We start from the raw sequence: 20450 nt of genomic DNA on the forward strand, positions 1-20450 counted from the left end.
ACAAACTCCAAGCCTACTTAATTAAGTGAGGTTGGTTTTTTAGGCTCTGAAAGTCGTTAGAAAGTGTTGTTTAACACGCGTTTGCAATAGCAAACAAAGCTCTTTAACAATTTGGAAAGCTGACGAATAACAACAATCCCCTTATCTTTAGATAAGCGTTGTTATTCAAATAAAAGTTCTCAAATCCTAGTGATTCTTTTTCAATAAAGAATGATTAGGTACCAACACACATTCAAGTGTTCTTGGAAACAACATAACTTCGGTTGTGTTTGTTCACTTTTTGCTTCTGCTTTTTTATAAAAAGCGGAAATAAAGAGTTATTTGAGTCCGGCAAAATCAAAGCTATCTCGCTCATTCAAATAATGAGATAGCGACTTTGGTTGTTTAACGACAGCGCCAAGATTTCTTTTGAAACTCTTTGGGGTTGTATGGTTAAGTGACTAAGCGTACACGGTGGATGCCTTGGCAGTCAGAGGCGATGAAAGACGTAGTAACTTGCGATAAGCCCAGATTAGGTAGTAACAACCTGTGAGTCTGGGATGTCTGAATGGGGAAACCCACTAGCATAAGCTAGTATCATTAACTGAATACATAGGTTAATGAGGCGAACCGGGGGAACTGAAACATCTAAGTACCCCGAGGAAAAGAAATCAACCGAGATTCCGAAAGTAGCGGCGAGCGAAATTGGATTAGCCCTTAAGCTTTTAGCGCGTCAGGTGAAGAGTCTGGAAAGTCTCGCAATAAAGGGTGATAGCCCCGTAACCGACAACGTGCAATCAGTGAAAACGAGTAGGGCGGGACACGTGATATCCTGTCTGAATATGGGGGGACCATCCTCCAAGGCTAAATACTCCTGACTGACCGATAGTGAACCAGTACCGTGAGGGAAAGGCGAAAAGAACCCCTGTGAGGGGAGTGAAATAGAACCTGAAACCGTGTACGTACAAGCAGTAGGAGCCTCCTTTGTGGGGTGACTGCGTACCTTTTGTATAATGGGTCAGCGACTTATATTCAGTAGCAAGGTTAACCGAATAGGGGAGCCGTAGAGAAATCGAGTCTTAACTGGGCGTCGAGTTGCTGGATATAGACCCGAAACCAGGTGATCTAGCCATGGGCAGGTTGAAGGTTGAGTAACATCAACTGGAGGACCGAACCGACTAATGTTGAAAAATTAGCGGATGACTTGTGGCTAGGGGTGAAAGGCCAATCAAACCTGGAGATAGCTGGTTCTCCCCGAAAGCTATTTAGGTAGCGCCTCGGACGAATACTACTGGGGGTAGAGCACTGTTAAGGCTAGGGGGTCATCCCGACTTACCAACCCTTTGCAAACTCCGAATACCAGTAAGTACTATCCGGGAGACACACGGCGGGTGCTAACGTCCGTCGTGGAGAGGGAAACAACCCAGACCGCCAGCTAAGGTCCCAAAGTATAGCTAAGTGGGAAACGATGTGGGAAGGCTTAGACAGCTAGGATGTTGGCTTAGAAGCAGCCATCATTTAAAGAAAGCGTAATAGCTCACTAGTCGAGTCGGCCTGCGCGGAAGATGTAACGGGGCTAAGCTATACACCGAAGCTGCGGCAATAACTTTTAGTTATTGGGTAGGGGAGCGTTCTGTAAGCCGTTGAAGGTGAACTGTAAGGTTTGCTGGAGGTATCAGAAGTGCGAATGCTGACATGAGTAACGATAAAGGGGGTGAAAAACCTCCTCGCCGGAAGACCAAGGGTTCCTGTCCAACGTTAATCGGGGCAGGGTGAGTCGACTCCTAAGGCGAGGCCGAAAGGCGTAGTCGATGGGAAACGGGTTAATATTCCCGTACTTCTTACAATTGCGATGGGGGGACGGAGAAGGCTAGGTGGGCCTGGCGATGGTTGTCCAGGTTCAAGTGCGTAGGCTGAAGGTTTAGGTAAATCCGGACCTTCTTAAGGCTGAGACACGACGTCGAGCATCTACGGATGTGAAGTCATTGATGCCATGCTTCCAGGAAAAGCCTCTAAGCTTCAGATTGTAAGGAATCGTACCCCAAACCGACACAGGTGGTCGGGTAGAGAATACCAAGGCGCTTGAGAGAACTCGGGTGAAGGAACTAGGCAAAATGGTACCGTAACTTCGGGAGAAGGTACGCTCTTAGCGGTGAAGTCCCTAGCGGATGGAGCGGTCGAGAGTCGCAGATACCAGGTGGCTGCAACTGTTTATTAAAAACACAGCACTGTGCAAAATCGTAAGATGACGTATACGGTGTGACGCCTGCCCGGTGCCGGAAGGTTAATTGATGGGGTTAGACTTAGGTCGAAGCTCTTGATCGAAGCCCCGGTAAACGGCGGCCGTAACTATAACGGTCCTAAGGTAGCGAAATTCCTTGTCGGGTAAGTTCCGACCTGCACGAATGGCGTAATGATGGCCACGCTGTCTCCACCCGAGACTCAGTGAAATTGAAATCGCTGTGAAGATGCAGTGTACCCGCGGCTAGACGGAAAGACCCCGTGAACCTTTACTACAGCTTGGCACTGAACATTGACCCTACATGTGTAGGATAGGTGGGAGGCTTTGAAGACGGTACGCTAGTATCGTTGGAGCCGTCCTTGAAATACCACCCTTGTAGTGTTGATGTTCTAACTTAGACCCCTTATCGGGGTTGAGGACAGTGCCTGGTGGGTAGTTTGACTGGGGCGGTCTCCTCCCAAAGAGTAACGGAGGAGCACGAAGGTGGGCTAATCACGGTTGGACATCGTGAGGTTAGTGCAATGGCATAAGCCCGCTTGACTGCGAGAATGACAATTCGAGCAGGTGCGAAAGCAGGTCATAGTGATCCGGTGGTTCTGAATGGAAGGGCCATCGCTCAACGGATAAAAGGTACTCCGGGGATAACAGGCTGATACCGCCCAAGAGTTCATATCGACGGCGGTGTTTGGCACCTCGATGTCGGCTCATCACATCCTGGGGCTGAAGTCGGTCCCAAGGGTATGGCTGTTCGCCATTTAAAGTGGTACGCGAGCTGGGTTTAGAACGTCGTGAGACAGTTCGGTCCCTATCTGCCGTGGGCGTTGGAAGATTGAAGGGGGCTGCTCCTAGTACGAGAGGACCGGAGTGGACGAACCTCTGGTGTTCGGGTTGTCATGCCAATGGCATTGCCCGGTAGCTAAGTTCGGAATCGATAACCGCTGAAAGCATCTAAGCGGGAAGCGAGCCCTGAGATGAGTCTTCCCTGGCGCTTTAAGCGTCCTAAAGGGTTGTTCGAGACTAGAACGTTGATAGGCAGGGTGTGTAAGCGTTGTGAGGCGTTGAGCTAACCTGTACTAATTGCCCGTGAGGCTTAACCATACAACACCCAAAGGGTTTTGATGGACTCAAAGCAAGAACAGATTGAATGTGTGAGAACTTAATCAGCTTTCCAGATTTTTACCTTTAGCTTTTTTAAAGCTGAAAGTAAGCAAGAATTTGCTTGGCGACCATAGCGTTTTGGACCCACCTGACTCCATTCCGAACTCAGAAGTGAAACGAAACAGCGCCGATGGTAGTGTGGGGCTTCCCCATGTGAGAGTAGGTCATCGCCAGGCTTTAAACATTGTCTATTTAAAGCCCTTTTTTGGTCAGACTTTAGATAGTACCACTGCGGAGTGGTAGTTCAGTTGGTTAGAATACCGGCCTGTCACGCCGGGGGTCGCGGGTTCGAGTCCCGTCCACTCCGCCACTTATTTAGATAAAGCCCTAGCAGCAATGCTAGGGCTTTTTCGTGTTTGTTGAAAATAATTAACAACGGCAAGTCGTTAAGGCTGAATATAGATCTTTTGAGCCACCTTCCAAAAGGCGGTGATCAGAGGGTTATCTAAATTAGACCGTTTGCAACACACACCAAGCTTGAATGGTCTGATAGGTTCCAGTTTAAGGCGTTCGATCTTGTCTCTTACTGGACTGTTCACAATAACCACTTCGGGCGCAATCCCAATCCCACAGCCTAAAGCAACCATACTGACGATGGCTTCATGACCGGAAACCTGTGCGTAAATGTTAGGTTTAATACGCATCTTCTTAAACCACGCGTTGGCCCTCTCTCGTGCTGTACCTGCTTCAGGTACGATAAAAGGGACTTTATTCCAATTGATAGGCTGTTTGCTCAGTTCAACACCAAAACTGCTGCTACCTGATGGAGCGATGACGGACAAAGGGATTTCACTGATAGTTTCGAACTCGAGTCGTGCCGGTAATACCTCTGGTAACGCAGAGATAGCGATGTCGGTCTCATCTTGCATTATTTTATCTATTGATTGAGCGGGATCGCCTGTTGAGAGTTCAAGCTCGATATAAGGGTGAAGCAAACGAAACTCCGCCAAGAGTTCAGGAAGGTGACTGTAGCTTGCTGTCACCGAACAGAATAGGCGCAATTTACCTTTCAGCTCTTGCTCGCCGAGTTTACTTTCTGATTGAAACTGCTGCCATTCCGTAATGATCTTCATTGCAATGGGCAGTAGCTTTTTTCCCGCTGGGGTAAGTTCTACTGAGCGGTTATCCCTTAGGAATAGATTTTGTGCGATGTCCTGTTCGAGTTTTTGGATCTGACGACTGAGCGCTGATGGACTGATATGCATGGCTGTCGCAGTTTTATTGAAGCTTTTGCTGTCACAAAGGTGAACAAAGGCTTGTAGGCTTTTTATATTCATAATCACTAATTTTGATTGATGTTGCGTTTTGCGCAATAACTGATTGTGAATATATCACTTTAAGCAATTAAAAGAGTGTTTTAGTATGAATTTATTCGATGTACACCATCACCAATATGGATATTTTCACAGGAGCTGCCGCTATGGCTAACTATTTCAATACACTTAACTTGCGTGAGCAATTGGACCAACTAGGTCGTTGTCGTTTTATGGATCGTGAAGAATTTGCTCAAGAAGCAGATTACCTAAAAGGCAAGAAAGTCGTCATCGTTGGCTGTGGAGCTCAAGGTCTTAACCAAGGTCTAAATATGCGTGACTCTGGTCTTGATGTAGCTTATGCACTTCGTCAAGCGGCAATCGACGAGCAACGTCAGTCATTTAAAAACGCTAAAGACAACGGTTTTGAGGTTGGTAGCTATGAGAACCTTATCCCTCAAGCTGATCTTGTGGTTAACCTAACTCCAGACAAGCAGCATACTAACGTTGTTGAAACGGTAATGCCTTTAATGAAACAAGGCGCAGCACTGGGTTATTCACACGGCTTCAATGTGGTTGAAGAAGGTATGCAAATTCGCTCTGACTTGACAGTAGTGATGGTTGCTCCTAAATGTCCAGGTACTGAAGTTCGCGAAGAGTATAAGCGTGGCTTTGGTGTACCAACACTGGTTGCGGTTCACCCAGAGAACGACCCTAAAGGTGAAGGTTGGGATATCGCTAAAGCATGGGCAGCGGCAACAGGTGGTCACCGCGCTGGTTGCCTAGAGTCTTCATTTGTTGCTGAGGTTAAGTCTGACTTAATGGGCGAACAGACCATTCTTTGCGGTATGCTGCAAGCGGGTTCAATTGTTTGTTATGAAAAGATGATTGCTGACGGTATCGAACCAGGTTATGCCGGTAAACTGCTTCAGTATGGTTGGGAAACGATCACAGAAGCACTGAAGTTTGGTGGTATCACTCATATGATGGACCGTCTATCAAACCCAGCTAAAGTGAAAGCGTTTGAGCTTTCTGAAGAGCTTAAAGAGCTAATGCGTCCACTTTACAACAAGCATATGGATGACATTATCACAGGTCACTTCTCTAGCACTATGATGGCTGACTGGGCGAATGACGATGTTAACCTATTAGGCTGGCGTGCAGAAACTGGTGAAACAGCTTTTGAAAACTACCCAGAGTCAAGCATTGAAATCTCTGAACAAGAGTACTTCGACAACGGTATTCTAATGGTGGCGATGGTGCGTGCAGGGGTTGAACTTGCATTTGAAGCAATGACAGCATCGGGCATTATTGATGAATCAGCATACTACGAGTCACTGCATGAGCTGCCATTGATTGCAAACACAATCGCACGTAAGCGCCTCTATGAGATGAACGTGGTTATCTCGGATACCGCTGAATATGGTAACTACCTGTTTGCAAACGTGGCAACACCACTACTACGTGAGAAGTTTATGCCATCAGTCGCGACAGATGTTATCGGTAAGGGTCTCGGTGAAACGTCAAACCAAGTAGATAACGCGACACTTATCGCTGTTAACGAAACGATTCGTAACCACCCTGTTGAGTATATCGGTGAAGAGTTACGCGGTTATATGACGGATATGAAGCGTATCGCTGTAGGCGGTTAATCGCGAGTCATAAGCTAAAACGAATAACGGCTTGCCAATCGGCAAGCCGTTATTTTTTTGTTCTGCTGACGGGATTATTTATCCGCTAGCTTCTGCTCTAACTCAGCCAGTTTTTGTTCCATCTCTGTCAGTTTTTGACGCGTGCGCAATAGTACTTGAGTCTGAACATCAAACTCCTCTCTGCTCACCACATCCAGTTTATTGAGCTGACCTTGAATGACTTGTCGTACTTTTTGATCAACATCTGCGCCCAGTTCTTTGACTGGTTGAGGCATCGAGTCATGAATTTGTTTCGCTATCTGTTCAAGTTTTTTTGGATCAAACATATCTAATAACTCCTTAAGTGTTATCTCTTATTCTATGTAATCCGTTGTCGAATGTCGTTATTTTGACTAATAAAAAAGGCCACAATGTGGCCTTTTCTTAATCGTATCACGCTATGTGGTTAGCGGTGTTCCTTGCACGCTGCCGATGCTGCGTCAACACGAGCGATCTTTTCCAGGTCTTTATCTTCAACAAACACCGGAAGAGGCTTGTGTCGTTCTGCTAGGTAGGTATAGATAACCGGCAGTACAAACAGAGTAAACAGAGTACCAATCGCGAGACCGGCAACGATGACGATACCGATACTGAAACGTTGAGCTGCACCTGCGCCCGTGGCATACATCAGTGGAACCAGACCAGCAATCATTGCCGCAGTGGTCATCAAAATCGGACGTAGACGAACTTTTGCCGCTTCCATTACCGCTGCCATCCGGTCTTTGTTATGGTGAAGTTGTTCTTCTTTTGCTACCTCACAGATAAGAATACCGTGCTTGGTGATCAGACCTACGAGGGTAATCAAACCAACTTGAGAGTAGATGTTCATCGAAGCTGCGCCCCATGCTAACGCGATAAGCGCACCACAGATAGCAAGAGGTACCGAAACCATGATAACAAATGGGTCTTTGACCGACTCAAACTGAATCGCCAGAACTAAGAAGATGATAGCCAGTGCTAAACCGAACGTGGCGTATAATGCGCTACCTTCAGTCACGTACTGACGAGCTTCACCCATGTAGTCATGGTTGTAGCCGCTCGGCAGTTTGTTGCTTGCGGTTTGCTCGAACCAAGCAATCGCATCACCCATAGCAACCCCAGGAGAAGGCACTGCGCCAACAGTGGCAGAGTTTAACTGGTTGAAGTGAGGCAGAGATCTTGGCTCAGCCACAACATCAATGGTGATTAAACTACCTAATGGGATCGCTTGACCATTGGAAGAGCGTACGAAGTAGGTGTTCATTGACTCAGGGTTTAAGCGATACTTACGCTCAACTTGAGGAATCACTTCGTAAGAACGACCATTTAGGTCGATACGGTTTACATAACCATCCGCCATCATGGTACCTAGCGTGATACCAATATCTTGCATAGTTACGCCATACGCACCCGCCATATCTTTGTCGATATCGATTTTCATCGTTGCTGAGTCGTAGTTTAGATCCAGCGTTGAATAGACAAATTGCGCATTTTTCTGTACATCAGACCAAATATCAGTCGCAATAGTAAACAAGCTTTCGAAGCTGTTTGGCGTGGTAATAACAAACTGAATTGGTAGACCAGAACCGGCTCCTGGAAGTTCTGGCATTTGGAACGCAGTCACCGACATTCCTGGAACCTCTGAAACAAGGGCACCAACGCGATTTGCTACTTCCGCCTGACTGCTTTCACGTTGACTCCATGGAACCATTGACGCGATACCGAAGGCTTGGTTCGAGTTTGGCACACCAGTAAACACCTGAGCAAAGGCAACTTCCGGTTGATCAGACAGGATTTTGTTTACGTCATTCATGGTGTTTTGCAGATAATCAAGGTTGGCATTGGAAGGACCCGTGCCCATCAACATGACTACCCCTTTATCCTCTGACGGTGCAAGTTCACTTGGAATAAACTTGAACAACAAAGGTAGGGTTGCAAATACGATAACCGCAAACGCAATGATAACAGGGCGGTGCTGCATTACAGCGCCTAGCATACGTTCATAACGGTTAGTCATACCATCAAGGATATGGTGTACTTTTTGCTCGAATCGGCTTGGGGTTTCATTCGCTTTCAATAGCTTAGAACACATCATAGGAGATAGTGTTAATGCCACGATACCAGAAACAAATACCGCACCTGCTAGAGTTAATGCGAACTCTTTAAATAGCGATCCGGTAATACCGCCCATTAACGCGATTGGCGCATATACTGCACCCAGCGTTAACGTCATTGCGATAACGGGAACCGCAATTTCTCGGGTACCAATAATCGCGGCACGGAACGGTGATTCCCCCAGTTTGATATGGCGGTCGACGTTTTCTAGTACAACGATCGCATCATCTACTACCAGACCAATGGCTAATACCATGGCAAGTAGTGTCATTAAGTTCCAAGAAAACCCAATCGCTTGCATCACCATTGCTACACCAATTAGCGACAGTGGGATGGTAACGATAGGGATCAGTACGGCGCGGAATGAACCCAAGAACAGGGTGATCACGATAAGTACGATTAATGCCGCTTCCAGAATGGTTTTAATAACTTCTTGAATTGACTCATTAATCGCTACCGTTGAGTCATACATCACGTTCATTTTGATGGTGCTTGGCAAGTTCTTCTCTAATTGAGGAAGAAGTGCTAGCACATCAGCGGCGATGTTAATTGGGTTAGCACTTGGCGCTGCGTTGATAGCGGCAACCACGGCTTCTTGACCGTTAGCACTGGCACGATATACGTCGTGGCTTTTCGCGAGTGTCACTTTAGCGATGTCACCAAGGCGAATGACTTCACCATCGTTCTCTTTGACGACGAGATTGCTTAGTTCAGTCGTGTTAGTGACCTGAGTAGCAGCACTGCCGTTATATAGAACGAATTCGCCAGTTGCCTGACCGGTTGCCGATTGATAGTTGTTGGCGTTCAACACGCTCATAATATCAGTCGCGGTGAGTTTCAGTGCCGCCATTTTCAGTGGGTCGAGCCAGACACGAAGTGCGTATTTCACACCACCGTACATATCAACCTTAGACACACCGTTAACGGTAAATAACTGAGGGTTAATTACGCGATCAAGATAGTCAGTAATTTGGCTAGAGTTCAACACATCACTGGTAAAACCAATATACAGAACCGCGGTTGTCGAACCGGTTGACATGGTTACTGTTGGATCTTCCGCTTCACTTGGAAGTTGAGAACGAACCGAGTTGGTTTTCGCCAAAATATCAGAGAGTGCAGCGTTAGGATCGGTATTCAACTTCATATTAACAGTGATGGTGGATTGACCAAGCACTGACTGGGAAGTCATATAATCGATGTTATCTGCCTGTGCCACTGCTTGTTCCAGTGGTTGGGTAATAAAGCCCTGTATCAGGTCTGCACTAGCACCGTAGTAGCTAGTGGTTACTGTGACAACGGTGTTCGTCATCTCTGGATATTCACGTACCTGCATTTTGAAGACAGCTTGTAGACCAAGCAGTGCAATCAAAAAGCTAATGGATATCGCAAGAACAGGACGTTTTATGAAAATATCAGTAAAACGCATTTTGCCTCCATCTACAGCATCGGTGTTTCAGCAGGTGGGACAGTTGCATCACTTTCCACTACTTTCACTTTTACATCGTTACTCAGTCGTACTTGACCAGAAGTAACCACCATATCACCTGCTTTGACACCCTCAAGGATGTGTGCGATGTCAGCAGTACGCTCACCGACAGTAACCACTTGTTGTTTCACTCGCTTAACACCGTCCGCTTCCTCAACGATGTAAACATTGTCACCGTATAGAGTGAAGGTAATCGCGGTTTGCGGCAGCGTAACCTGATTTTCTAACTTGGGCAGGATGATGTTAGCACGTGCGAACATGCCACTACGCAGCTTGCCATCGTTGTTAGGAATATCGGCTTGAACTTGAACAAGACCACTTTGCACACTCACGGCAGGTTCAATAGCACTAATTGAACCTTTGAAAGTTTGCTCTGGGTATGCATCGACAAAAATATCGACGGCTTGACCAATGGAGATCTTTGAGTAGTCGTTTTGTGGCACGGTGAAACGCAGTTTCATCACGCTCGTGTCTTCTAGTCGCACGATGGCGTCGCTTGGTTGTAGGTATTGACCTAGGAACACGTTACGAATACCCACAACACCAGCAAATGGCGCTTTGATTTCACGACGAGAGATAGAAGCTTTCAGACTCTCAATATCCGCCGCTAGAGAGAAGTAGCTCGCTTCTGCTTCATCATAGGCTTCTTTAGAGATAGACCCTTTCTTGAAAAGACCTTGGTATCTTAAATACTTAGCTTTTGCTGCGGGCAGTCTCGCTTCGGCACTCTTTAGGTTGGCTTTTTCTACATCGGAGTCTAGAGACACGAGAAGTTGTTCTGCTTCAACGTTTGAGCCAGAATTGAAAGAGATTTTGTCGATAATACCGCTTGTTTCAGAGCTAAGCGTAATGCCCTGGTTTGGTTCAACAAAACCGATGGCTTCAATAACCGGCACCCAATCCACAGCGTCCACAGTGGTGACTGTCACAGGGAATTCAGGTTCAGGTCGATTAGCCATATACTCGGCAATCTTCTGTTGTTTGAAGAGATTGAAACCTATCACACTACCAAACAGTAGTATTGCAATAAGTAACATAAAAAATGTCCACTTTTTCATTCTGATTAGAACTCCAATTTAGTGTTTTATAATAGCATCCCAACTGGCTTCGATAGCGGCCTCAAGAGCGTTATCTTCCAGCTGATAAATACCTAGAATATGTTTTCGAGCCAGTGAAACACTCACTTCCAAACTTAATCCAGACAAAATTTCGTTATCGAGATCTTTGAAGACCCCTTGTTTTTTCCCCTCTGTAAACAAACCATCCACCATTGCGAACATTTTTCGCTCATGCTGCCGTGCTTTTTGGTTGTCTTGCAGTGGGATCGAGTCGTACTGCACTCGAGCTTTCAATGAATCAATGTTAGAGGCGGCAATACACCAAATGTTCAACCACATCGTCCTATATTGCTGTTTCAATGGCTGTTTCGTATCTACGTTTTTTTGAATAGCGTCTGCCATTTGCGACATTACGTAATAGCGAAGCTCTTCTAGTAGATGATCTTTGTCATTGAAGTAACGATAAATAGTCCCTGTAGCCACCCCCGCTTCTTGAGCGAGTTTCTGCATTGACACACCTTGAATACCAACAGAAGCCACCGTTTTTTTAGTGGCTTCAAGTATTTGTAATCGTTTATCCGTCGTGTTCATTGTTGTCACTAATTAATTACTCAATAATGAATGAACGTTCATTCATTATAATCGATACATGGTGAGACTACGCAACATATTTTTATACTTTAATTTTGTCTTAACAGACTAAATTCTGTAGGGCGTCGCCTCTGCTTTGCTGCTTATCAATAAAAATGTTTATGTGAAATAGCCATTGTGAAATAGCAATGTCTGTCGCGTCAGTCTATTATGTGCCCGTTACATTACCTCCGTCATTAAAGTCACGAATGAGCATCTGATGAAGCTAAATCCACAGCAAGATTCCGCAGTTAAATTTGTCTCTGGTCCCTGTTTAGTACTCGCGGGAGCCGGTTCAGGTAAAACCAGAGTAATCACTAATAAGATAGCCTATTTGGTGCAAAGCTGTGGTTACAAAGCGAGAAATATAGCCGCCGTAACCTTTACCAACAAAGCGGCACGCGAGATGAAAGAGCGTGTGGGCCAGACGTTAAGCAAAGGGGAATCGAAGGGTTTGATGGTATCGACCTTTCATACTCTTGGGCTCAATATCATTCGCAGAGAGTATAAAGCGTTAGGATTGAAAGCCGGCTTTTCTCTGTTTGATGACCAAGATCAGATGGCATTACTCAAAGAGCTAACAGAGAAACAGATCGACGGTGATAAAGACTTGCTGCGCATGTTGCTGTCGAGTATTTCTAATTGGAAGAATGACATGCTGTCCCCGCAACAAGTAAAGGGGATCGCCCGTTCTGAGCAAGAGCAGCTGTTTGCTTTTTGTTATGAAATGTATCAGGGGCAGATGAAAGCTTACAACGCATTAGACTTTGATGATCTGATTGCGTTACCGGTATTACTGCTGAAAACGGACCAAGAAGTTCGCCAGCGTTGGCAAAAGCGCATTCAATACCTGTTAGTGGATGAGTACCAAGACACTAACACTAGCCAATATGAATTGGTGAAACTGCTGGTCGGTGAGCGTTCACGCTTTACCGTCGTCGGTGATGACGATCAATCAATCTACTCATGGCGTGGCGCAAAACCTCAAAACTTGGTGCTGCTTAATCAAGACTTTCCAGCGCTTAAGGTGGTTAAGCTAGAGCAGAACTACCGCTCTACTTCTCGTATCTTGAGAGCCGCTAATATTCTCATCGCCAACAACCCTCATGTCTTTGAAAAATCGCTGTTCTCTGAACTGCCTGATGGTGAGAAGTTAAAAGTGCTGCGTGCCAAAGACGAAGATCATGAAGCTGAGCGAATCACGGGGGAATTGATTGCGCATCGTTTCGTCAACGGCACGCAATATCGTGATTATGCGGTGTTATATAGAGGCAACCACCAATCGAGGTTAATCGAGAAGGCTCTGATGCAAAACCGAGTCCCTTACAAGATCTCTGGTGGTACCTCATTTTTCGCTAGAGCGGAGATCAAAGACATCATGGCTTACTTGCGGGTTTTGGTGAATCCAGACGATGACAATGCTTTTTTACGTATCGTTAATACTCCACGACGTGAGATTGGTCCTGTCACACTTGAGAAGTTAGGCACCTACGCCAATATGCGCGGCAAGAGCTTATTTGAAGCGAGCTTTGAGTTAGGCTTGGAGCAGCACTTGTCAGGACGTGGCTTGGAGAACCTGAGACGTTTCACGCAGTGGATTGTTGCGATTGCTGATAATGCAGAGCGGGGTAACACCGTAGACGCGGTGCGCGCTCTGGTTCGAGATATTAACTACGAGGACTGGTTGTACGAGACGTCATCGAGTGGCAAAGCTGCAGAGATGCGCATGAAAAATGTCTCTGATCTCTATTCATGGATTGTTGCTGATTTAGAGGGCGACAACTATGACAAGGAAGAGAAAACGCTAAAAGAGGTGGTTCAGCGCCTAACACTGCGAGACATGATGGAGCGCGGTGAAGAGAATGATGATAGTGATGCAGTTCAATTGATGACACTGCATGCCTCTAAAGGCTTGGAGTTTCCGTATGTGTATTTAATGGGGACGGAAGAGGGCATATTGCCCCATCAAACAAGTATTGATGAAGATAATGTAGAAGAAGAACGTCGTTTAATGTACGTAGGCATCACTCGTGCGCAGAAAGAGTTGACCTTTACTATGTGCAAAGAGAGGCGTCAGTACGGCGAACTCATTAAGCCACAACAGAGTCGCTTTCTGGATGAGCTGCCTCATGAAGATGTTGAGTGGGAGATGGTGAAAAAGCCAGTTTCGCAAGAAGAGCGGATGGAGAAAGGTCAGGCGCATATTGCGAATATCCGCGCTATGTTTAACAAAAAATAAATGCTTGATAAAAAGTAGACGTTTGATCAATAGATACTTGATCACAGGTGACAGCAAGGGCAGACGTATCTGCCCTTTTATGGTTGCTAAGGTAAGACTTAGAATTACAGGTCGGCGATCATATGCTCAATCGCAGCGACGATCTCATCATCAGAACAGTCCATACAAGAGCCTTTCGCTGGCATTGCATTAAAACCGTTGATGGCGTGATCGGTTAGAACATCTTTACCTTTTGCAATACGCGGAGCCCAAGCCGCCGCATCACCAGTTTTTGGTGCTCCACTAATGCCGGTTGAGTGACAGGCGGTACAAAAGGTGTTGTAAACCGTGGCACCATCACGAGGACCGCTAGGCTCTTCAACCACAGGCTCGCTACCAGTTAGGTAGACGTTCCCGACGGGTTTAATGCGTTCAGCGATGGCATCATATTCTTTTTGGCTTAAATCAGCAGCGATTGAAGCGCTTGAAAACGTTAATACTGCAAATAGAGCAGCTAATGTTCGACGAGACATATCCATTAAACTCACTTTACTATCCAACAAGGTAGCAAGTCTGTGCTTGCATTTGATTTGTACGATTTTATTCTGCTTGTTGATTCAACAACTGTTAAATCAATGTAAATGTTGCGTGATTATATCCTGTTAAGTTGTTGCAATAAACAACAAGTTTTGTGCGACTGGGCATGAATCACAACTAAACTTTGTGGATTTGGCGCTTTGAGTGTTGAAAAAGACAACAATCAATAAAAAAAGTTGAAAAAACACTTTACGACCTAGTGTGATATACGTATTATTCCACTCCGCCGATAGGGCATGCGCCCGTAGCTCAGCTGGATAGAGCGTTGGCCTCCGGAGCCAAAGGTCGAAGGTTCGAATCCTTTCGGGCGCGCCATCCGGATAAAATATTGGCAAAATATAATGGTGGCTATAGCTCAGTTGGTAGAGCCCTGGATTGTGATTCCGGTGGTCGCGAGTTCGAATCTCGTTAGCCACCCCATTATTTCGGTGACTTCGGTTTCCTGTTTTGATTTAATCGAAACGAAAGCGTTCTGAAAAGAACATTGTCGGTGAATAGCGCAGCTTGGTAGCGCATCTGGTTTGGGACCAGAGGGTCGGGGGTTCGAATCCCTCTTCACCGACCACTATTTCAGTTATCGTTGTGAACGGTAACAAAACAAAATTTGTGGTGGCTATAGCTCAGTTGGTAGAGCCCTGGATTGTGATTCCGGTGGTCGCGAGTTCGAATCTCGTTAGCCACCCCATTTATTTTGGTAGTAAGTTACTTCCTTTTACGAAAATATTCGTAATAAAACATCGTCGGTGAATAGCGCAGCTTGGTAGCGCATCCCGATGTTAGGAATAGCGGGACCAGAGGCGACCCTCTTACGATGCACTCCTAGTAAAAAACAGAATTTCGGTGAATAGCGCAGCTTGGTAGCGCATCTGGTTTGGGACCAGAGGGTCGGGGGTTCGAATCCCTCTTCACCGACCACTATTGAAAGCCTCGTCTTAGGACGAGGCTTTTTTCGTATCGGGCTTCTCTATTCTTTCCTGCTCACTATTTCTCTATTCAAGACAGACATGCCATTGAAATTGTCTTGTCCTTATATCTACTTTTATCAGCGATTTTTACCTTGCGAACACGATATTTTATTAAATCGGTCAAGGTGAATAATGTTGCTATCGCGATATCGAATCTATCTGGGTTTTTATGTTGATTGACTGGTCTATTTTGGCTTTTAATTTTGCTATTTTTGTATTTATGTAGGTTAATAATTTGAAATTGATTTTAATTATATGGATATATTTCAATTCTGTTAATTTCAATCTGTGAATAATTATTCCAAACTAAAAAGTTGAATATTTTGGCGATATCGCGATTGTTGGTTTTTTGTTGCTGGGTTTTTCGCGTGCTTTAAATTATTTTGAATGAACTTTGCACAGTTTTTGATAACGATTAATTTTGTGTTTATGCATACATATTCGTTGAAACTGCTTTTTATTATCTTTTTTGCCAGTTTTTATCCTATTCTTGTTGCTTTTTTGTAAGATCTTTGCCAAATTGATGCACTTGCAAATAGTCAGCATAATACTCTGACTATGAATGGATTCAATTTTTCAGACAGGGCAGGAAGCTGCCGGAGCAGTAGAGGTCTGGTAATGTCATTATTAGAAGTCAAAAATCTTCGTATCGAATACCCATCTCGCCACGGTGTGCACGCTGCGGTAAAGAGCTTGTCGTTCAGCATTGAGCGCGGTGAAATCGTTGGTGTTGTGGGTGAATCAGGGGCGGGCAAGTCGACTGTCGGCAACGGCGTCAGTGATTTACTGTCACCTCCGGGCACAATTGCGGCTGGTGAAGTCTTTCTTGATGGTGAGAAAATCTCTGGGTTATCGCCAGAAGCGATGCGTAAAGTGCGTGGCTCAAAAATCGGTTTTATCTTTCAAGATCCGATGACCTCTCTTAACCCTCTTTTTACTGTTGAACAGCAGTTGAAAGAGACCATTCATGCCAATATGAAGGTCAGTGATGAGCAAGCTTATGAGCGTGCTCTTCATCTTATGAATCAAGTGGGCATCCCACAACCTGAGAACCGTCTCAAACAGTATCCTCATCAATTTTCTGGTGGCATGCGTCAGCGTGTGGTTATTGCGATCGCCCTTGCGGGTGAACCTGATCTTATTATCGCTGATGAACCGACCACGGCACTGGATGTTTCAATTCAAGATCAGATTCTAGGATTGATTCGCGAATTGTGCGTTAAGAATAACGTGGGTTGTATGCTGGTAACGCACGATATGGGAGTTGTCTCCAATGTTACTGACCGTGTGGCGGTAATGTATCGTGGTGACTTGGTTGAGTTTGGTCCAACGGCAAAAGTGTTGGGTGAACCTGATCATCCGTATACACGTAGCTTAATTTCTGCCGTTCCTCGCTCTGATATGAAGCTAGACCGATTCCCGTTGGTGAGTTATATCGAAGAAGCGCAAGAAATGGCACCTCTCGATGTCAAAAATCACTGGTTAGGTCAAAGCCAAGATCATCGTACTTATACCGGTCCTCTGCTAAACGTTGAAAATGTGAATCTACGTTTTGTGACCAAAGATTCATTGTTTGAAAGTCGTCGTGAGTACGTTCAAGCATCTAATGATGTCAGCTTCCAAGTTCACGAAGGCGAAACCTTTGGTTTGGTGGGTGAGTCGGGTTCCGGTAAATCAACAATCGCTCGTGTGATTGCGGGTCTCTATGCACCAAACTCAGGCAAAGTCACCTTTGAGGGGATTGATCTGACCGCATTGAAGTCAGAAAAAGAGCGCCGTCCAATGCGTCGTCAGATGCAGATGGTGTTCCAAAACCCTTATACCTCGATGAACCCTCGTATGAAAATTTACGATATTATCGCGGAGCCGATTCGTTTTCATAAGCTGACGGCAAACGAGAGTGAAACAAAAAGGATTGTTGAGGACCTGCTAGAACACGTTGGTTTGGGCAAAATGGCGGGCGTGAAATATCCCCATGAGTTTTCTGGTGGTCAGCGTCAACGTATCTCGATTGCGCGCGCACTGGCAACAAGACCACGACTACTGATTTGTGATGAACCAACATCGGCTCTGGATGTATCGGTTCAGGCACAAATCTTGAATCTACTCAAAGACCTACAACAAGAGTTGAATCTTACCATGCTGTTTATCAGTCACGATTTACCTGTTATTAGACAGATGTGTGACCGAGTGGGTGTAATGCAGATGGGCACGCTATTAGAAGTCGCGCCGACTGAGCAGTTATTTACTGACCCGCAGCATGAGTACAGCAAACAACTGATTTCTTTAATGCCAGAATTTACTGGTTTAAGGGAAGATGTAGTAAACATGGCGTAAGCCATCCTTCCCATCAGGGATACGATAACAGAAGCAAACACAACAAGGGACCTAGATCCCGGCATGAAGGAGTTATGCAAAATGAAATCCATGAAAAGTAAATTGACTGTAGCTTTAATGGCTGCAGGCTTAAGCTTTAGTGCAGCAGCGGCAGACATCACCGTTGCTTATGACGCCGATCCAGTAACACTTGATCCGCATGAGCAGCTATCCGGTGGTGTTCTTCAGCTGTCTCACATGGTGTTTGATCCACTTGTTCGTTTTACTCAAGAGATGAAGTTTGAGCCTCGTCTAGCGGAGTCTTGGGAGCGTGTTGATAACGAAACTATGCGTTTCAGCCTACGCAAAGGCGTTAAGTTCCACTCAGGTAACGAGCTAACTTCAGATGACGTAGTATGGACATTTGCTCGTCTTAAAGAGTCTCCAGACTTTAAAGGTATTTTCGCACCGCTAGTTTCTCTAACTAAAGTTGATGACTACACGTTTGAAATTAAAACAGACGGTACTTATCCACTTATCGAGAACGTGGCGACTTATATCTTCCCAATGGATAGCAAGTTCTACTCTGGCACAACTGCAGACGGTAAAGATAAAGGTGAGATCGTTAAGCACGGTAACTCATTTGCATCAACAAACGTTTCAGGTACGGGTCCATTTATCGTTAAATCTCGCGAGCAAGGCATCAAAATGGAATTTGAGCGTTTTGCAGACTACTGGGATAAAGAATCTAAAGGTAACGTTGATAACCTGACTCTAGTGCCAATCAAAGAAGCTGCTACTCGTGTAGCTGCGCTACTTTCTGGTGACGTGGATATGATTGCGCCTGTTTCTCCAAACGACTACAAGCGTGTAGATAGTGCGAAGAACATCAATCTGTACACTATGCCGGGTACTCGTGTTATCACGTTCCAGATGAACCAAAATAGCAACGAAGCACTGAAAGATGTTCGTGTTCGTCAGGCGATCACTTATGCAATCAACAACGAAGGTATTGCTAAGAAGATCATGAAAGGCGCTGCGACTCCAGCATCTCAACAGAGCCCTGTAGGTTACGCGGGTTACAATGCAGACCTAAAACCTCGCTACGATCTTAACAAAGCAAAAGAGCTGATGAAAGAAGCGGGTTACGAGAACGGCTTCACGCTAACAATGATGGCTCCAAACAACCGTTATGTTAACGATGACAAGATCGCTCAAGCGGCATCAGCAATGCTATCTAAGATCGGCATCAAGGTTGATCTAAAAACAATGCCTAAAGCGCAATACTGGCCTGAGTTTGATAAGTGTGCAGCAGACATGATGATGATTGGTTGGCACCCAGATACAGAAGATTCAGCAAACTTCTCTGAGTTCCTAACAATGACTCGTAACTCTGACACGGGTCGTGGTCAATACAACTGTGGTTACTACTCAAACGCAGAAGTAGACAAACTAGTTGAAGCGTCTAACAGCGAAACCGATCTGGTTAAGCGTAGCGAGATGCTAAAACAGGTTGAAGCAACACTGTACAACGAAGCGGCATTTGTTCCTCTTCACTGGCAAGATCCATCATGGGCAGCGAAGTCTACTCTAGAGATCAAACCAATCATCAATGGTATGAACTTCCCATACTTTGGTGATCTAGTCGTTAAGTAATTAAACCTTAACCACTTTATTAGTAACACAAAGAGAAACGCTCAGCCTAGCAAAGCCTAGCTGAGCGTTATTTTAAATCCCAGTAACAAGCAATTGTTAACGGTAATGGATAGTTAAGGGGCAAGGAATGTTTTCGTTTCTGGTCAAGCGCCTGTTTCAGGCACTGATAGTGATGTTTGTGATCAGTTTAGTGGCGTTTGCCATTCAGGATAACCTGGGTGACCCGTTGCGTGAGCTTGTAGGTCAGTCGGTTTCGGAAGCAGAGCGACAAGCAATGCGTGAGGAAATGGGCCTCAACGATCCTTTCATTACTAAATATTCACGTTTTCTTGGCAATGCAGTTCAAGGAGACTTAGGGAATTCATACACTTTTAAGCGCCCTGCGGTAGAAGTGATTTTGAGTAAATTAGTGGCGACAATGGAACTTGTGTTCGGTGCGACACTGATCATCATCGGTTGTTCTATTCCTCTTGGGGTGTACTCTGCGATTAACCCGAAGAGCTTTTTCACTAAATGTATTATGGCGGGAAGTAGTATCGGTATTTCGATTCCGGTTTTCTTAACCGCGATTATGTTGATGTACGTGTTCTCGATTGAGTTAGGCTGGTTACCTTCCTACGGCAGAGGGGAGACTGCGAACCTACTTGGATGGGATTCCGGCTTCTTTACCTTAGATGGATTGGCGCACTTGGTGCTGCCATGTATTGCGTTGGCTTCGATCATGTTGCCGCTATTTATCCGTTTGGTTCGTTCTGAGATGCTTGAAGTGCTGAGTTCAGAATACATTAAGTTTGCCAAAGCAAAGGGTCTACCTCTGACTAAAATCTACTATCAACATGCATTAAAAAACACCATGTTGCCGGTACTAACCGTCGGTGGTGTACAGATTGGTACTATGGTTGCGTACACAATTTTGACTGAAACGGTTTTCCAGTGGCCAGGTACAGGGTTCCTTTTCCTAGAAGCGATTAACCGCGTCGATACCCCACTGATCACAGCCTACGTTATTTTCGTTGGTCTTATTTTCGTGGTGACGAACACAATTGTCGACTTACTGTATGGAATCATCAACCCAACAGTAAACCTAACAGGTAAAGGTGCATAATA

General features: G+C 45.4%; 11 protein-coding genes, 6 tRNA genes and 2 rRNA genes. 13 read left to right on the top strand and 6 right to left on the bottom strand.

From position 1 onward, the window contains the following. The first annotated feature begins 430 nt into the window (after positions 1 to 430). The 3 genes from L9Q39_RS00575 to L9Q39_RS00585 all read left to right on the top strand — a co-directional run bounded on the left by L9Q39_RS00575 (position 431) and on the right by L9Q39_RS00585 (position 3689). Positions 431 to 3319, top strand: a 23S ribosomal RNA gene (locus L9Q39_RS00575). A 120-nt stretch (positions 3320 to 3439) separates the two neighbouring features. Continuing rightward, positions 3440 to 3555 (top strand): 5S ribosomal RNA (rrf, locus tag L9Q39_RS00580). A 57-nt stretch (positions 3556 to 3612) separates the two neighbouring features. Continuing rightward, positions 3613 to 3689 (top strand) — tRNA-Asp (locus tag L9Q39_RS00585). Between the two features lie 76 nt (positions 3690 to 3765). Here the strand turns inward: L9Q39_RS00585 and ilvY are convergent. After that, positions 3766 to 4656: an HTH-type transcriptional activator IlvY gene (gene ilvY, locus L9Q39_RS00590; RefSeq protein WP_237483231.1), complete on the bottom strand. Its 891-nt coding sequence runs from the start codon at positions 4654 to 4656 to the stop codon at positions 3766 to 3768. Between the two features lie 143 nt (positions 4657 to 4799). Here ilvY and ilvC point away from each other — a divergent pair, with 143 nt between their 5' ends. Next, positions 4800 to 6284, top strand: a complete 1485-nt coding sequence (ilvC, locus tag L9Q39_RS00595) for a ketol-acid reductoisomerase (RefSeq protein ID WP_237483232.1) — start codon at positions 4800 to 4802, stop codon at positions 6282 to 6284. A 74-nt stretch (positions 6285 to 6358) separates the two neighbouring features. Here the strand turns inward: ilvC and ubiK are convergent, their stop codons facing one another. From ubiK to L9Q39_RS00615, 4 genes are all read right to left on the bottom strand, one after another. Beyond that, the gene (gene ubiK, locus L9Q39_RS00600; RefSeq protein ID WP_042477776.1) at positions 6359 to 6610 is read right to left on the bottom strand and encodes a ubiquinone biosynthesis accessory factor UbiK; all 252 of its coding nucleotides are present in this window, start codon (positions 6608 to 6610) and stop codon (positions 6359 to 6361) included. Positions 6611 to 6729: 119 nt separating this feature from the next. Continuing rightward, entirely contained in the window at positions 6730 to 9843 is a 3114-nt protein-coding gene (locus tag L9Q39_RS00605; protein WP_237483233.1) for a multidrug efflux RND transporter permease subunit, read from the bottom strand. Positions 9844 to 9854: 11 nt separating this feature from the next. Continuing rightward, a complete protein-coding gene (locus L9Q39_RS00610; RefSeq protein WP_237483234.1) occupies positions 9855 to 10961 on the bottom strand; it encodes an efflux RND transporter periplasmic adaptor subunit in 1107 nt (368 codons plus the stop codon). Between the two features lie 18 nt (positions 10962 to 10979). Continuing rightward, entirely contained in the window at positions 10980 to 11561 is a 582-nt protein-coding gene (locus L9Q39_RS00615; RefSeq protein ID WP_435532795.1) for a TetR/AcrR family transcriptional regulator, read from the bottom strand. 250 nt (positions 11562 to 11811) lie between these two features. Between L9Q39_RS00615 and rep the strand changes: the two genes are divergently transcribed. Beyond that, positions 11812 to 13830, top strand: a complete 2019-nt coding sequence (rep, locus tag L9Q39_RS00620) for a DNA helicase Rep (protein ID WP_237483236.1) — start codon at positions 11812 to 11814, stop codon at positions 13828 to 13830. 104 nt (positions 13831 to 13934) lie between these two features. On the opposite strand, the gene L9Q39_RS00625 is transcribed toward rep, so the two are convergent. Further along, positions 13935 to 14348, bottom strand: a complete 414-nt coding sequence (locus L9Q39_RS00625) for a c-type cytochrome (RefSeq protein WP_237483237.1) — start codon at positions 14346 to 14348, stop codon at positions 13935 to 13937. A 296-nt stretch (positions 14349 to 14644) separates the two neighbouring features. Here L9Q39_RS00625 and L9Q39_RS00630 point away from each other — a divergent pair. The 8 genes from L9Q39_RS00630 to L9Q39_RS00665 all read left to right on the top strand — a co-directional run bounded on the left by L9Q39_RS00630 (position 14645) and on the right by L9Q39_RS00665 (position 20448). Next, positions 14645 to 14721 (top strand) — tRNA-Arg (locus L9Q39_RS00630). A gap of 29 nt (positions 14722 to 14750) precedes the next feature. Next, positions 14751 to 14826 (top strand) — tRNA-His (locus L9Q39_RS00635). Positions 14827 to 14894: 68 nt separating this feature from the next. Further along, a tRNA-Pro gene (locus tag L9Q39_RS00640) sits at positions 14895 to 14971 on the top strand. 44 nt (positions 14972 to 15015) lie between these two features. Then, positions 15016 to 15091: transfer RNA gene (locus tag L9Q39_RS00645), tRNA-His, on the top strand. 153 nt (positions 15092 to 15244) lie between these two features. Then, positions 15245 to 15321, top strand: a tRNA-Pro gene (locus L9Q39_RS00650). 668 nt (positions 15322 to 15989) lie between these two features. Continuing rightward, positions 15990 to 17708, top strand: a complete 1719-nt coding sequence (locus L9Q39_RS00655) for a dipeptide ABC transporter ATP-binding protein (protein ID WP_237483238.1) — start codon at positions 15990 to 15992, stop codon at positions 17706 to 17708. 81 nt (positions 17709 to 17789) lie between these two features. Further along, positions 17790 to 19343 (top strand): ABC transporter substrate-binding protein, encoded by a 1554-nt coding sequence (locus tag L9Q39_RS00660; protein WP_237483239.1) that lies wholly within the window; start codon positions 17790 to 17792, stop codon positions 19341 to 19343. 127 nt (positions 19344 to 19470) lie between these two features. Further along, on the top strand, positions 19471 to 20448 hold the full coding sequence (locus tag L9Q39_RS00665) for an ABC transporter permease (protein WP_237483240.1): 978 nt from the start codon (positions 19471 to 19473) through the stop codon (positions 20446 to 20448). The last annotated feature ends 2 nt before the right edge of the window (positions 20449 to 20450 follow it).

Origin of the sequence: Vibrio hippocampi (genome assembly GCF_921292975.1) — a bacterium.
In the GTDB taxonomy this organism is placed as follows: domain Bacteria; phylum Pseudomonadota; class Gammaproteobacteria; order Enterobacterales; family Vibrionaceae; genus Vibrio; species Vibrio hippocampi.